Origin of the sequence: Rothia sp. HMSC068F09 (genome assembly GCF_001812775.1) — a bacterium.
GTDB lineage: Bacteria > Actinomycetota > Actinomycetes > Actinomycetales > Micrococcaceae > Rothia > Rothia mucilaginosa_A.
In genome coordinates this window covers 74,223-88,024 of sequence record NZ_KV810430.1, presented here as the reverse complement: position 1 = coordinate 88,024, position 13,802 = coordinate 74,223, and the positions used below count along the sequence as shown (strand labels likewise).

15 protein-coding genes are annotated in these 13,802 nt (G+C 57.7%); 6 read left to right on the top strand and 9 right to left on the bottom strand.

Going from position 1 to position 13,802, the window contains the following annotated elements:
* Positions 1 to 152 precede the first annotated feature (152 nt).
* Complete coding sequence (locus HMPREF2874_RS09240) at positions 153 to 1,580, top strand: ApeA N-terminal domain 1-containing protein (protein WP_141754242.1); 1,428 nt, start codon at positions 153 to 155, stop codon at positions 1,578 to 1,580.
* Between the two features lie 44 nt (positions 1,581 to 1,624).
* Positions 1,625 to 2,755: a hypothetical protein gene (locus tag HMPREF2874_RS07180; RefSeq protein WP_246823796.1), complete on the top strand. Its 1,131-nt coding sequence runs from the start codon at positions 1,625 to 1,627 to the stop codon at positions 2,753 to 2,755.
* Positions 2,756 to 2,950: 195 nt separating this feature from the next.
* On the opposite strand, the gene HMPREF2874_RS07175 is transcribed toward HMPREF2874_RS07180, so the two are convergent.
* A complete protein-coding gene (locus tag HMPREF2874_RS07175; protein ID WP_005505155.1) occupies positions 2,951 to 3,163 on the bottom strand; it encodes a TOBE domain-containing protein in 213 nt (70 codons plus the stop codon).
* Positions 3,164 to 3,515: 352 nt separating this feature from the next.
* Between HMPREF2874_RS07175 and HMPREF2874_RS07170 the strand changes: the two genes are divergently transcribed.
* Positions 3,516 to 3,884 (top strand): zinc ribbon domain-containing protein YjdM, encoded by a 369-nt coding sequence (locus HMPREF2874_RS07170; protein ID WP_070642857.1) that lies wholly within the window; start codon positions 3,516 to 3,518, stop codon positions 3,882 to 3,884.
* 136 nt (positions 3,885 to 4,020) lie between these two features.
* On the opposite strand, the gene HMPREF2874_RS07165 is transcribed toward HMPREF2874_RS07170, so the two are convergent.
* The 4 genes from HMPREF2874_RS07165 to HMPREF2874_RS07145 all read right to left on the bottom strand — a co-directional run bounded on the left by HMPREF2874_RS07165 (position 4,021) and on the right by HMPREF2874_RS07145 (position 7,086).
* Complete coding sequence (locus HMPREF2874_RS07165) at positions 4,021 to 4,278, bottom strand: GlsB/YeaQ/YmgE family stress response membrane protein (protein ID WP_070649756.1); 258 nt, start codon at positions 4,276 to 4,278, stop codon at positions 4,021 to 4,023.
* A 165-nt stretch (positions 4,279 to 4,443) separates the two neighbouring features.
* Positions 4,444 to 4,836, bottom strand: a complete 393-nt coding sequence (locus tag HMPREF2874_RS07160) for a DoxX family protein (RefSeq protein WP_070649754.1) — start codon at positions 4,834 to 4,836, stop codon at positions 4,444 to 4,446.
* Positions 4,837 to 5,286: 450 nt separating this feature from the next.
* A complete protein-coding gene (locus HMPREF2874_RS07150) occupies positions 5,287 to 6,045 on the bottom strand; it encodes an LppP/LprE family lipoprotein (protein WP_083309868.1) in 759 nt (252 codons plus the stop codon).
* A 159-nt stretch (positions 6,046 to 6,204) separates the two neighbouring features.
* Positions 6,205 to 7,086, bottom strand: coding sequence for a hypothetical protein (locus tag HMPREF2874_RS07145; RefSeq protein WP_141754241.1), 882 nt, complete (start codon positions 7,084 to 7,086; stop codon positions 6,205 to 6,207).
* Between the two features lie 174 nt (positions 7,087 to 7,260).
* Here HMPREF2874_RS07145 and tpx point away from each other — a divergent pair, with 174 nt between their 5' ends.
* Entirely contained in the window at positions 7,261 to 7,761 is a 501-nt protein-coding gene (gene tpx / locus HMPREF2874_RS07140) for a thiol peroxidase (RefSeq protein WP_049343857.1), read from the top strand.
* A gap of 290 nt (positions 7,762 to 8,051) precedes the next feature.
* Here tpx and HMPREF2874_RS07135 read toward each other — a convergent pair whose 3' ends face one another.
* The 3 genes from HMPREF2874_RS07135 to HMPREF2874_RS07125 all read right to left on the bottom strand — a co-directional run bounded on the left by HMPREF2874_RS07135 (position 8,052) and on the right by HMPREF2874_RS07125 (position 10,645).
* Positions 8,052 to 9,020: an AzlC family ABC transporter permease gene (locus tag HMPREF2874_RS07135; protein WP_049332054.1), complete on the bottom strand. Its 969-nt coding sequence runs from the start codon at positions 9,018 to 9,020 to the stop codon at positions 8,052 to 8,054.
* A gap of 8 nt (positions 9,021 to 9,028) precedes the next feature.
* The gene (locus HMPREF2874_RS07130) at positions 9,029 to 9,364 is read right to left on the bottom strand and encodes a branched-chain amino acid transporter permease (RefSeq protein WP_049332056.1); all 336 of its coding nucleotides are present in this window, start codon (positions 9,362 to 9,364) and stop codon (positions 9,029 to 9,031) included.
* Positions 9,365 to 9,817: 453 nt separating this feature from the next.
* Entirely contained in the window at positions 9,818 to 10,645 is an 828-nt protein-coding gene (locus HMPREF2874_RS07125; protein WP_070649748.1) for an AzlC family ABC transporter permease, read from the bottom strand.
* 224 nt (positions 10,646 to 10,869) lie between these two features.
* Here HMPREF2874_RS07125 and HMPREF2874_RS07120 point away from each other — a divergent pair, with 224 nt between their 5' ends.
* Positions 10,870 to 11,382 carry an OsmC family protein gene (locus HMPREF2874_RS07120; protein ID WP_210397989.1) on the top strand — a complete coding sequence of 171 codons (513 nt, stop codon included), beginning with the start codon at positions 10,870 to 10,872 and terminating at the stop codon, positions 11,380 to 11,382.
* A gap of 310 nt (positions 11,383 to 11,692) precedes the next feature.
* Complete coding sequence (locus HMPREF2874_RS07115) at positions 11,693 to 13,186, top strand: amino acid permease (RefSeq protein WP_070649746.1); 1,494 nt, start codon at positions 11,693 to 11,695, stop codon at positions 13,184 to 13,186.
* Positions 13,187 to 13,312: 126 nt separating this feature from the next.
* On the opposite strand, the gene HMPREF2874_RS07110 is transcribed toward HMPREF2874_RS07115, so the two are convergent.
* On the bottom strand, positions 13,313 to 13,802 hold a 490-nt coding region (locus HMPREF2874_RS07110), incomplete at its 5' end, for an LPXTG cell wall anchor domain-containing protein (protein WP_141754254.1).

Here is a 13,802-nt window from a genome sequence, read left to right as displayed (position 1 = left end):
CGGAGGGATGACGAAATTCATCTCACTGTCACCGGATTTTTTGTACCCTTAGATCGTAATGTAAACCGCTAATTGAAATTTATGTAGGGATTACTAAAATATCGCCTAGATGAAATTCTTTATTAGCTTGATTCTTTTATTTGGAGGATAAAATGAATGAATCTCCATTTTCTTTTGCTGAAAAGGGCGAATGGGTTGGTCATTGGTGGCTTCCCGAAAATCCTGATAACAAGGTTGCAGGAACCCTTATTTACGATGGTGAAGGGGGACTGAACCTCAAATTGGATAATCATTTTGATGGGTATAATCCTGATGAAGTTGGGGAGATAGATGAAGATGAGAGTGGGAATCTAGGTCGACTCGTTAGGGATAAAGATTTAATTTTCTATGATGTGATTTATGGTGTCGCTGATGGAATAAATATTACCATCATGGATGCAATGGATAAGAGCCCTTGGAAGCCTTGGGGGCGAATTGGTAAAAATTATATAAGTAATTGTAAGATTAGTGCGGAGAAGCTGATTCTAGGACGGCATGTAGAAAATAAGGATAGTAAAGTATTTGGTGGTCTTAGGGTTTCTGTTGATAATTTAGGTTTTTGGTATTTGTCAGCGGAAGAGAAAAAGGAAATTGATTTTGAGGGGCGGTATATTGAGCTATGTAATGTGAATGAAATTGAAGCCTCTGACGGGGACGACTTGTTCTGTCGAATTCTTGTAAATGACGGTGTCTCGCTGGAAGAGGGGCTCGAAGAAGCGCATGTTATTCAGAATTTTATTTCCTTTGTTACGAACCAACCTTCAGGCATTGTTTGGCTTCAGCTTGAGGACGCTGAGGATGTTTCAAATTCTGATAATAAATGCGTGAGTATTATTTGTTCTCGAATGAAGATTGGAAAAGGGTATAGGTGGGCCGGTAGCAATAGCGATGCTCGGCTTGTCTCCGAAGCATTTCCTTTTGCTGAGTCTCTCGCGAAATGGTTTAAACTAGTGGCTGATGCCAGGGCAGCGGTGAACATGGTGATGGCTATACAGCTTGAAGATATGCCCTTCATCGAGAACGATCTCTTGGCGGTGACTGGGGCGGCTGAAGTGTTGCATCGTAACCTTAATATTAGATCTCATATGTATGATGCTGCAGAGTTTAAAAAGATGAAAAAAGAGATAATGAATGTAGTTCCTGCTTGGTATAAAGAAACTGCAATGTCAAATCTGCGTAATGACCCGAGTCTTCGAATTAGACTTATAGATCTTGCAGATTCAGCGGATAAGGATAGTATTTTATACCTTGTCCCTGATGTTGAATACTGGGCGAAGAAAACCGTAAAAGCTAGAAATGATCTTACCCATAAAGGGGTGGCTCCTAAACAAAGTGCTGATGAGTTGCTTGCCATCGTTGATGCCACAAAAGCAATTATCAGGTTGGCTATTATGGACCGCCTTGGCGTTTCGAAGGAATATCAAAACGAGATTGTAAAAAATTATCGTCAATACATTACTGCTGCTCGTCGTGCGGGGGAATGGCTCACGCCTCCGCCGGAAGAAATAACTAAGGAAAAGCAAAACAATACTGATGCATGATGATGGAGTAGCGGAGCTCTGCTTCAACGTTTAGGAGGTAAGAAATGATAGTCGACTGGTGGCATTCCCTTGTAGCTAAATGGTCGTGGGATGACCCGATGCTTCTCTTGGCTTTAGCATCCTTTGTGGCCACTGCATTTATCCCCATTGTGCTATGGAGGGTGGGAGCGAAACAGGCAAAACGTGATAGCGAATTGCAAGCCAAAATCCTCGCTCGTCAAACGTTAGTTTCTCAACTCCAACGACGCGATGCGCTACTGGGGATTGTTACTCAAGCCTCAGACCCCAGGTATCTGGAGGCGCTATGGAAGGAGATTCTTGAGTACAAGGAAGAGGACCGGGACTTCCTTCTCGCTCATCTCCGTGCTAATCCTGCTCTTGCGCTTCCTGGAACGTCCACCGGTGCGAAGGTACAAGATAACCTGACTGATGCTGCTGTGAGTAATTATGTTGACGGGTTTGAGCGCCGCTATGCAGAAAGCGAAGGGTATCTACCGTATCCCGGATTGCTCAAATTTATTGCGGAAGTAGCGAGACAGGGTTTAAAGGTTGAGGCTTCGAGTATCGTCGCACTTGTTACGGGACCGACTGCAGAAAAACATCGTCCAAGTCACTCTTTCTACCGGAAGCTGGTCCTTGCTCTTCCCCAGGCAGCGGGTCCTCTTCTTTATGCGGTTGAGAGGATTGATTCTCGTGCTCCCGATGGTCTTAAACTCAATGTTCTGACAGGTGTCCTTCTCGCAGTCAAAGACCTGGAAATGGGGCGCCGAGGTCCGATATTGAACGCGGATGAGATGGAGGAGCTGAAAGTAAGTATTGCGGATGCTCTCGCCTATCTGCTGCATCGAGATGTCCTACGCTCGTTTGACCGGTGGGAAATTAAGGGCTCGACCGACAGTGTCACTGCTACAGCTGCCTGGCTCATCAGAGCGGTTGGATGGGCTACCGATGCTGATAGTCATCTAGCGATGCGGATGATTCAAAACCTAGCTTTCGCAATTGAATCAGTACCTGAATCGGACAGAAGAGGAGGCTGGGGAATTGATGACGTCGATGTCCGTCAGGGATTCGAATGGATGAGTGAAAAGTGCCCTAAATTGTGGGAAAACTACGGGGAAGAACTGGAGGCGGCTGCCACGAAAATTGGGTCGTGGAAGGAGGACCCCACCTCGTAGGGTGCCGCTTACTCCGAAACTCTGATTTACACCGTAACGTTTACACCGTAACGTAGTCGAGTTCCGCTTCAACGTCTAAGCGATAAAAACATAAAAGCGGGGCCCCGCACTGTACACACAGTGCGGGGCTCCGCTCTATTAACCCTCGCGCGCCACACAAGGCAGCCGCCCGGGTTTAAATCTTATCGACCGGGATTAGTGGTCAGCACCAACCATCACGTTGGACGCCTTAATCACTGCGTATGCAGTCTCGCCAACCTTCAGGCCCAGCTCCTTGATGGACTCGTTGGTGATGGACGCAGAGATAACAACCTCGGGAGCAATCTCAATCTTAACGATACCGTTAGTCGCACCCTCGGTAATCTCAACAACCTTGCCAGCGAACTGGTTACGTGCGGAAAGCTTCATGAAGCCGTGCCTTTCACTACTCAAAACGTACAAATACTCTAAGCACTCTACACGCCGCAGTCACTGAGAACCATCTTCCAACCAAAATATTACGCACAAACCATGCGAATTTTATTTTCGGCTTCATACACGCCCCACACCCGCTCCAAAAGACCGGCAAAAACCAGCCCCACACATGCGGTTCGCATCCGCCAAATGGTATAGTCAGCACGAACGCGAGAATCCTCGCAACCCACCACCGTCGCACCCCGCCCTCGCTGACGCGCGCCCACACGCCGCAGCACCACTGCCCAGCACCGTGGTAATCAGGGTGCAGGGGAGCGGCGCATCCGCACAGACAGAAGAAGGAACCATGAGCGAAAACCTCAACGAAATCGAAGCACCCGCCTGCCCCGAATGTAGCGAGAACTACACCTATGAGATGGGCGAGCTCTGGGCCTGCCCCATGTGCGGCCACGAATGGGAACGCACCGCAGCAGGCGAAACCGAAGAGGAAGCCGGTACCAAGGTCCTGGACTCCGTCGGTAACGAGCTCGTCGACGGCGACTCCGTCACCATCGTCAAGGGCCTGAAGGTCAAGGGCGGCGCAGACATCAAGGCAGGCACCAAGGTGCGCGGCATCCGCCTGCTCGAATCCCCCGTGAACGGCCACGACATTGAGGCGAAGGTCCCCGGCGCGGGCCAGATGTACCTGAAGTCCTCCGTGGTTAAGAAGGCATAAGCCAAGAAGGCGTAACGAAGAAGCTATAAAGCGCCTCGCACAAGACGTAGAAAGGCGGCACCTCCCAAGCTAGCTCACGCTAGGGGAGGTGCCGCCTTTGTTGATATAAAACTCAGGAGTCCGTCTGGTTTGGGGGTTATTTCTTGCCGGTCATGCCCAGGTATAGGGAGATGGTCAGCATCGCTGCGAAGACCGAAAGAATCCAGCGCATCCAGTCGATGCCTGCGGTGGCGGCGACGCCCAGTTGGGTTGCCGCCCAGTTGCCGACAGCCGCGCCGATAGCGCCGCAGACAATGGTCCAAAGAATCGAAATGTTCTGGTGGCCTCGCATGAAGAAGCGCGCAATCACACCGATAATTGCACCGGTAATAACCATAGTGATAAGAGCGTCCATCGTTGTCTCCAAGGGTCGTGCACCTGCCGCTGTGACAGGTGGGCTTTACCTCAAGTGTAGGCAATGCCGGTTACGGGAGGCTTAACAACAGGTATGTTAAGGTGAACGGCACCTCGATGTTTTACGTGTAAAACACCGAGGTGCCGTTGTTCTACGGCGTATGTACTACTTGGAACGGCGCCAGATCTTCAGCGCGCTGCAAATCAGCGGCAACTGCAGGGGCAGGCGCGCATACGCGATAGCCTTACGCTGAGCGGACTGCTTACGTGCATCCAGAGCCATCTGAATATTCGCGGGGAACACCGCCACGAACAGTAGCGTGGCCAGCAGACCACCGGCACGGCGGGTCTTATCGCTCGACAACAGGGCAGCGGTACCCAGCTCAGCCACACCGGAACCGTGCGTGTACGCATGCGGAGGACCCGGCAGGCACTTCGGAATAATCGAATCGAAGGGCTCCGGGATAATGAAATGCAGCGCGCCCATCACAGCAAGACCGCGCGCCATACGAGTCGCCGAACGCTCGGCGCTGTACTCTTTCTTCTTAAAAATACTCATGCCCCCAGTATCCTCCCCAACGAAGAGGAAACCGCTGACCTTCACGGCGAGTCCCGAAAATATCCACCGTCGGAAGGGGAAGCCCAGAAGCCACCGCAACCGGGCGAGGTCCAAATCCGACCTCTCAGGAGGAAAAGACCCGTCAAACAGGGTATGATGTGAAGCATGGCACCGCGTGCGGTACCGACCGACGAGTGGCTCCCCACGAGCCGACGCCGATCAGGACGGACCGGGTGCACCATACCAAAAATCAAAGGAGTAACCCCATGAAGAAGATTCTGTTCATCGCAGCACTCGCAGGCGCCGCATTCTTCATCTACAAGAAGAAGGCAGCCTAAGGTATCTCGCCCCGCAGGACGTAATAATCCTAAGCATAAGAAGCCCGCCCCTCGAAACATTCGAGGGGCGGGCTTCGTCGTATCCGCAGAATTTACGGACGGAGCGGTGAACCTACTCGCCGCTGGGCGGAACCTCGCCGCTCATCACGACCTTATTCTGAGAAGAGCTCCACGTGAACGTAGCCGTCGTGCGGCCGCTCGCGTTGGCGGGGCTCTCATCGTCCTTCATATAGCGGTAGGTCACGCTAATTGAATTATCGGAGGTACGGGTAATGGAGGGCGAGAACGAGTAGGGCTCGTAGGTTGCCGTACCAATAAACTTGCCGTAGTGGAAGAGCAGGATGTGATGGGCCATCGAGGAGATGCAGCACTCATCTGGGGAGGAGCCCGGAATCGCGTCAATCCAGGACAGCTCGGCGCAGGGATCAAAACCCTCGTACGTGCGGGAAACGTTCGTCCACTGGTTCCACTTGCTCTTGTTCTTCATATCGCTCAGAGCCTTCGAGACCGTGGACGAAGCCGACACGTTGGAGCAGCTGGAGCTCTTCTTATCGCCCGAGGAGTCAGACTTCGCGGGAACGGTCGTCACGCTCGGCTCGGGGTTCACCGTAATCGTCACCACTGACGGAGCCGGGGCAGGCGAAGACGCAGAGGCAGAAGCGGAAGGGCTCGCCGAAGCCGTGGGGAAGATAGCCGAGGCGGCGCTCGAGGAGGAGCTCGGCGAAGCCGAAGCGGATGCGCTCGCCGAGGCGGACGAAGACACAACGGTACCGGAAAGCGCCGAATCGGTGCTTGCCGAGCAGGACGAGACGGCCAGGGCCACGGCCGCGCCCAGGGCGGGCAGGGATAGAGCGGAGCGGGTCAAACGCATGGGGACTCCTCGCGCGATGCGGCGGCGCATCGCAAGCTGATGTATGTGAACAGTGAACTCGTCCAGTATAGAGAAAAAGACGCATTGACGTGGTGCGGGGCGTCAGCGCCGTTCATTACCGTAGCCTTTTTCCATTGCCGGTAGGCGGCAGAAAACCGGTTAGCAGACCTTATCGTCGGTCAGGTAGTGCACCAGCCAGGCGCGCCTCGCCGTCGCAATACGTGCCGTAACCCGCGGAAAAACCCACAGGCTGATAGCGCCCTGAGCCCCCAAGATCAGCGAAAACAGTAGCGGCCGGAACGCAATATCGCGCGGATCCACGCCGGGGTTGAGAAGGCGCGCGAGCGCATCCGACAGGAAAATCGACGGGAACATCAGCGACATCAGTACCGTACCCAGTACCCAGCCCGGCCCAAAGCAGAGCAGAACCCAGCGGGCACTCATCCGCAGGTTCTTGCGGTGCGCCCAGCGGAACTGCCAGCCGCGCAGACGGTACGGATAAATCACGCCCAGAATCGAGCCCAGGGACACCACAATAGCCGGCACCACAAAGAATGACAGGGACATCATGAGCGTGGGGGTCAGGTTCTTGTCCTGATTGTGCAGAATCAGCGCCAGCAGGGTGCCTGAAACACCCGTGATGATGCCAATCGCAATAGCCTTTGTGCGCACGAACAGGTGCAGGGCGTGCGGGTCGCTACTGCGCAACGCACGCAGCGCATGCTCCTCATCGTGACCCATCAGGTTTGTGGAGGTTACGTCCGCAACCATCCAGCCGACCATCACCAGGGCGAAACCGGCCGGGCCCTTAAACTCGCTAAACAGCCACGAACGCCAGGCTTCCGGCAGCAGATACCAGCAGATTGCCGCCAGCAGGGCGTTACACATGAGCGTCTGCGTTTCCACCGGGAAAGGGCGAGTGAACATGCGGCGCAGCTCAGCGCGCACACTCGGACGGTACGTATTCTGCGGATCAACGAGGGCACGACCCTCCACCCGCTGACGGCGCAGGTCCCGGCGGAGGGCCCTGAAATTCGTCACGGGGTGCGCCAGCGGCGCAAGGCGGGAAGATACGTGCCTCAAAATGCTCACCTGCCCATTGTAGAGGTGCCGCTGAGGCGAAGCGGCACCGCAGAAAATCAGCTATGCGGAAACTCCACCCACTAGAGCCCGCATCTCCTTGCACACCCGCCGCATCCGGGGGACAATGAAGGCATGGCTGAAGTAACTCTACAGAATGAACTCGTAATCCACACCAACGGCGACCTGCCCGCAGTCGGCGCAAAGCTGCCCGAATTCTCGGTTCTCGCGGCTGATCTCTCTGAGATTTCCTCCGCAGATTTCGCAGGTAAGAACCTGGTGCTGAACATCTTCCCCTCCGTCGACACCGGTGTTTGCGCAAACAGCGTCCGCACCTTCAACAAGCAGGCTGCAGGCCTGGAGAACACCGTCGTGCTGTGCGTCTCCAACGACCTGCCCTTCGCAATCGGCCGCTTCTGCGCAGCCGAGGGCATTGAGAACGTTGTGACCTCCTCCGCTTTCCGCTCCTCCTTCGGTGAGGACTTCGGCGTAAAGCTCGTGGACGGCCCCCTGGCTGGTCTGCTGGCACGCTCCGTGGTCGTCGTGAACCCCGAGGGCGAGGTCGTCTACACCGAGCTGGTTCCCGAAACCACCAACGAGCCCAACTACGAGGCAGCACTCGCCGCCATCAAGTAGTTTCCGTTTCGTTCGCCTCGCGAATGAGCAATTGATTCTCAACGCCCCGGCGCGCATACCCCTGGTTTGCGCCCGGGGTGCTTTAAAATAGTGATAACCGCCGCGCGATTATTTCTCTCGCGCGGTGCACGACACAACAGATACGAACGCTACACCGCACGAGTACGGTCTCACCCCACACATGCGGCTGGCGACAGCATTACGCTCCGCCCACCCGATATCACGGGTGGGCGGAGCGTTTTAACGATGCATTAGGCAGAGTGCGAAGGGCCGGTATGCCCCCCCGGTACCTAGCGCGTCTGCTCGGAGCCGCCGTCGTGGTCGGCCACAAGCATGTGCTCGGGCAGGGTACCGCGACGCTTTTGCACCGCGTAGCGAGCCACCAGCAGGCTTAGGTAGACGACCATGGACACCACAAGCATGGACTGCGGGGCGATCAGCAGGCCCGCGGCCGCGGCCACCAGCGCGATGACGGCGGTCAGACGGTCCTTCGATTCGCGGTACGCATCCACGGTCAGGATCGCGAAGAGCGCAGTCATCACAAAACCCAGACCCTTCAGCTCGCTCAGGAAGCTGACGCCCAGCACGTAGCCCAGCAGAGTACCGCAGATGACGGACACCTGCATGCCTGCGTGAATCCACAGGATGCGGGAGCCGCGCAGCGTGTGGCGGTCGGGGCCGCTATTGAGGACGTACGCCTCGTCGGTGAGCGTGTACACGCTGTAGAACTTCGCGAGAGGATGGCGCACACGCTCAATCGGGTAGGAAAGGCCGTACATGAGGTGACGCGAATTCACGAGCAGAGTCATGAGCGCAATCGACACCAGCGAAGCGTGCAGAGACATCATGTCCAGCAGCACGAACTCCACGGAACCGGCGAAGACAATGCCCGGCAGGACGACCGCCAGCCACATCGGGAAGCCGTAGCTGTGAATCACCACGCCCAGGCCGATACCCACGAAGAACAGGCCCGCCATGACCACGCCGGCGGTGCGCATCGCCTCGGCAAAACCGCTCACGCGTGGCTGCTGGGAGTCCGAAGAGTCCTTGGGTGCCTCGACCACGGGAATAACGCCGGTCAGCGGAAGGGCGGAGGCGATCACCTGATCCACCTGCTCCGGGCTTGCCTGGCTGGGTTCCGCCCGTTGGTGGGGTGCCTGCTGCTGCACGCTACGGTCGGGCGCGGTACGGTGGACCGACTCGACGATGGGGGCGGAGGCATCCGCCGGGTGACGCTGAGAATCCTGAGATGAAGTCATGACGCCCCCTAGAAAACCCAGTTAGCCAGCACAACACAGGTGACGGTACCCGCCACCATGCTCAGCACCATATTCTTACGCCACAGGTGCACACCCACGGTCACCACCAGGCCCGCCAGGTACGGTGCCGCCGTTTCAACGGAAGAATAATCAATCTTCGCCACCGCATAGATAGCAAGTAGCGCGACTGCGCCGAGCGGAATCCAATGGCTGAGTGCATCGAGCAGCTCGGAGCCGGCGAGCGCCTTCTTCAAACCGAAAGGCAGAAGACGCAGCATAAAAGTAATACCTGCAGCAACGAACACCGCAGTCAAAATATATCCGGCAGTAACTTCGCCGTTCATGAGGGTTGTCTCTTTCTGCGCCACTCAGAAAACCCCGGAGGCGAAAGACACACGGTCGAACGGTTAAAGTCTTCAAAGCAACCGCCGAGAGCCGGGTCTGCCCGAGGAAACGGGGGAGTAGTGCGATAGGTACGTGAATAGATGAAAGCCGCGAACAACGAGGCGGAGGGACGTTCCTCCCGCATGAGACTAGTTTTCGGCGCGGGTAGTTGCGCGCGGCAGTAGTTCTCGTGCGTGACCTCGGGTGATGCCGCTCCCGGTGCGGTGTTACTCCGGGGCGGCACAGCGTTCTGCGTCGCTAGTTTCCTTGGCGGTATCTTTCATCTGCATGTGGTACCTCAAATCTGTGGGCGGCGGCTCACGAGATGGCGCCTGGAAAGGCGAATCGCGGCCGGTTCCGCGTGAAACAGGAAAGAGAAGGGCGGGCCGAATAGGCGGCTCGCACTTTTTATATTAACGGTTTTCCGAGCCGCCGCGTAACACCCCGGCGGAACCCCCATTATCCTCGGAAGCGGACCCCGTTACTTCGCTTGTCTTCTGCTCCGAGTGGGCAGGCAGGGTGCCGCGGCGCTTCGCCACCGGGAAGCGCGCCAACAGCAACACCACGTACGAACCCAACGCCACCACCAGGAACGACGAAGGCGCAAAAATCAGCGCAATCGCGGCCGAAACCGCAACGAAGAGCGCCGTCACGCGATCCGGGTTAGCGCGGTAGCCGTCCATGGCGAGAACCGTGAAGATTGCCACCATCACGAAATCCACGCCCTTCAGGTCGTTTAGGAAGCTCGCGCCGAGTACGTATCCGAGCACCACGCTCAGAATCCACGACACGTAAATCAGCGTGTTAACCCACAGGATGCGGGCGCCGGAACGCTCATTGCGATCAGGACCGGAGTTGAGAGCAAACGCCTCATCGCAGAGAGTGTGAACCGCCAGGGTCTTAGCCCAGAGACCCTTTACCCTGTGCAGAGGGAAGGAGAGGCCGTACACCAGGTGGCGAGCATTCACGAGGAACACGGTCAAAGCAATCGAGGCAACCGACGCGCCACCGCTGATCATGCCCACCATGAGGAACTCCACTGAACCGGCAAAAACTAGGGCAGATAGCAGCGGTGCCGTCCAAATCGGCAGGCCGTGAGCGTTGAGGATAATACCCAAACCCAAACCCAACACAGCGATACCGAGCATCACCACGGAAGAATCCGCAACAGCCAAGCGGAAATCATTCTGCGTGCTCGTACGCCCAGTGCCGGGACGCCCAGTGCCGGGGGTCTGTGCCATAAAAGAAGTTCCTTGTGTATGTTGTGCTCTTCAAAAAATCTACTGTGTGCGTGAGGGACTTCGAAGCTCCGCCGCGGCTTTCCAGTGTATAGGAGCAAGCGGTTGACCGACGAGAAAAAGAGTCCGGGAATAAAATGATGAGAAACACGCTTATAGTGAATGACGCTAAACAACGCGGTGCTGAATAACCTAGCGACCGCGCAGACAACCCGAAAGGAACCTCAATGACCGAGCAGAACAACGCTGAGCAGAGCAACGCCGTGCAGACTGCAGAAGAGCAGAAGAAGGTGTACTCGCGCCAGCAGGAACGCCGCGAACTCGACAACTACCGCCAGACCAAGATTGAGCGCATCGACCGCTTGCGCTACCGTGCCCACGGTGCCAACGGCGCAACCCTCGATTTTGGTGTGGGCGAGGGCCTGCTGACCCCCGTCGAGCTGCTGCTCGCCGCGATTGCCGGTTGCTCCTCCGTGGACGTGGACGCGGGCACCTCCCGCCGCTCCACCCCCGAGGTATTCGAGGTGCTCGCCTCGGCGCTGAAGCAGACCGAAGACGGCGCGGTGCGCCTCGACGACGTTGAGGTGGACTTTGATGTGCGATTCCCCGAGGATGAGCAGGGCGCCAAGGCCCAGAAGTTGGTGGACCGCCTGATTCAGCTCAGCGAGCAGAAGGACTGCACCGTCTCCCGCACCGTGGAGCACCCCACGAAGGTTTCGTTCCACAACCTGGCGAACTAGAAAGGCTAGACGGACTAAACGCCCGGAGAGATAGCCTGACTTGAGGCCCTCCCGTGCCGCTCGTGATGGAGCGGCTCGGGAGGGTTTTTCTGTGTTTTTGTGGGTTTGGGGTGGAAAAGAGCCCGGAAAGCGGGTAGGATTGACCCTCAGATTAGGAAAACTTACGGTACGTAAGAAATCCTTAAGATTGAAGAATTTCTTGACCTAGGCACAAACCTTCGGCAGCCGCATCGACGGCAGGGCTAGACTGGACAGCACACAATCCCCCTAGCAAACGCACGAAGCAATAGCCTCAGAAAGAAGACCTGACATGGCACAGCCTACAGAGACTTCCGGCACTGCATCGGAAGCCACCCCCGCAGAGGGTGAACTGAAGCGAGGCCTCTCCGCCCGACACATGCAGATGATCGCAATCGGCGGCGCAATCGGCACCGGCCTCTTCGTTGCCTCCGGTAAGACCATCTCCACCGCGGGCCCCGGTGGCGCAATCCTCGCCTACGCCCTCATCGGCGTCATGGTGCTCTTCCTCATGCAGTCCCTCGGCGAGATGGCCGCGCACCTGCCTGTGCCCGGCGCCTTCCAGACCTACGCCGCGCGCTACGTGTCCCCGTCCTTCGGCTTCGCCATGGGCTGGAACTACTGGTTCAACTGGGCGATTACCGTGGCCGCCGAGCTCGTCGCGGTTGGTGAGGTGATGAGGTACTGGTTGCCGGACGTGCCCTCCTGGGTGTGGGCGGCGGGATTCCTCGTGCTACTGACCGGCATCAACGCCCTCTCGGCACGCTCCTACGGTGAGAGCGAGTTCTGGCTGGCCACCATCAAGGTCGTCACCGTGGTCGTCTTCCTCATCGCCGGTATCGCCATGATCTTCGGCATCCTGGGCGGTAGCTCCCCGGGCGTTTCCAACTGGACCGTGGGCGAGGCACCCTTCGTGGGCGGTGCCCCCGCCGTCCTGGCCATCTTCATGGTGGCAGGCTTCTCCTTCCAGGGCACCGAAATGATTGGTGTGGCAGCGGGTGAGTCCAAGAACCCCCGCCGCGACGTGCCCCGCGCGCTCACCAGCGTGTTCTGGCGCATCATGCTCTTCTACATCGGCGCGATGGTCGTCATCGGCTTCCTGATTCCCTACACCGACCCGAACCTGCTGACCGCAGCGGACGGCAACGTGAACATCTCCCCGTTCACCCTCATCTTTGAGCGCGCAGGCATCGCCTTCGCGGCGGCCGTCATGAACGCCGTGATTCTCTCCGCCGTGCTTTCGGCGGGTAACTCCGGCCTGTACGTCTCGGCTCGTATGCTCTTCTCCCTGGCGCAGGAGGGCAAGGCACCGAAGATGTTCACCCGCATCAACTCCGGCGGCGTGCCCATGAACGCGCTGCTGGCTACCGCAGCTATCGGCGCGGTCGGCTTCATCGCCGCGCTGCTCTCGCCGGATGGTGCGTACCTGTGGCTCGTGAACGTGTCCGGTCTGGCGGGCTTCATCACCTGGGTGGGCATCGCCGTGGCGCACTACCGCTTCCGCCGCGCCTACCTGAAGCAGGGGCACAGCCTCAAGGAGCTGCCGTACGTGGCGCCGTTCTTCCCCGTGGGCCCGATCATTGCATTCCTCATGTGCCTGGTCGTGATTGGCGGCCAGAACTACGAGGCCATCATCAGCGGCGACTGGTTTGGCGTTCTGAGCTCCTACATCGGCCTGCCCGTCGTGGTGGCCGTGTGGCTGGGCCACCGCATCGTGACCCGTGACCGCCTGATTCCGCTGGAAGAAATGGACGTGAGCGGCCTCGAGGTGGGCGAATCTAAGTAGGTCAGCGCACCGCTCATCAACGCGCTGAGTGAGCCGCCGGTTCCCCCTGACCGAGGGGAGCCGGCGGCTCTTTGCTATCCGCAGTTTATTCCGCACGGGAGAGCTAGGCTGTAAGCCCTGCAGCTCTTAGGAGCGGCGGCGCGAGCGCAGAACGCTCAGGCCAAGACCCGCACAGATCGCGGCAACGCCAATGCCAACAATCACGCCAACGCTGGATGCGCCGGTGTTCGCCAGGGTAGCCTTCTTGGGGCTGCTCTCCTGAGCCAGATGATCCTTAGCGGGGCTGTCCTTTGCCGGGCCGTCCTTAGTCGGAGTGTCCATAGCCGAGCGGGCGGCGGTCACCGGAGCCTCCTGAGCTGGCTTATTCTTGGGATGCGCCACGGTTGCGTCCTCCAGCTTGTCAGCGTTGGGGGTCTTATCGGCAACCGGTGCTTCCGGCAGTGCAGGAACCGTCGGTGCGTCGGTCGGGTTCACGCCAACGGTTGCTTCCGGCAGGGGCGCCACGGTGGGCGCATCGGTCGGGTTTACACCGATAGTTGCTTCGGGCAGGGGTGCCACGGTGGGTGCATCGGTTGGGTTCACGCCAACGGTTGCCTCGGGCAGAGGAGCCACGGTC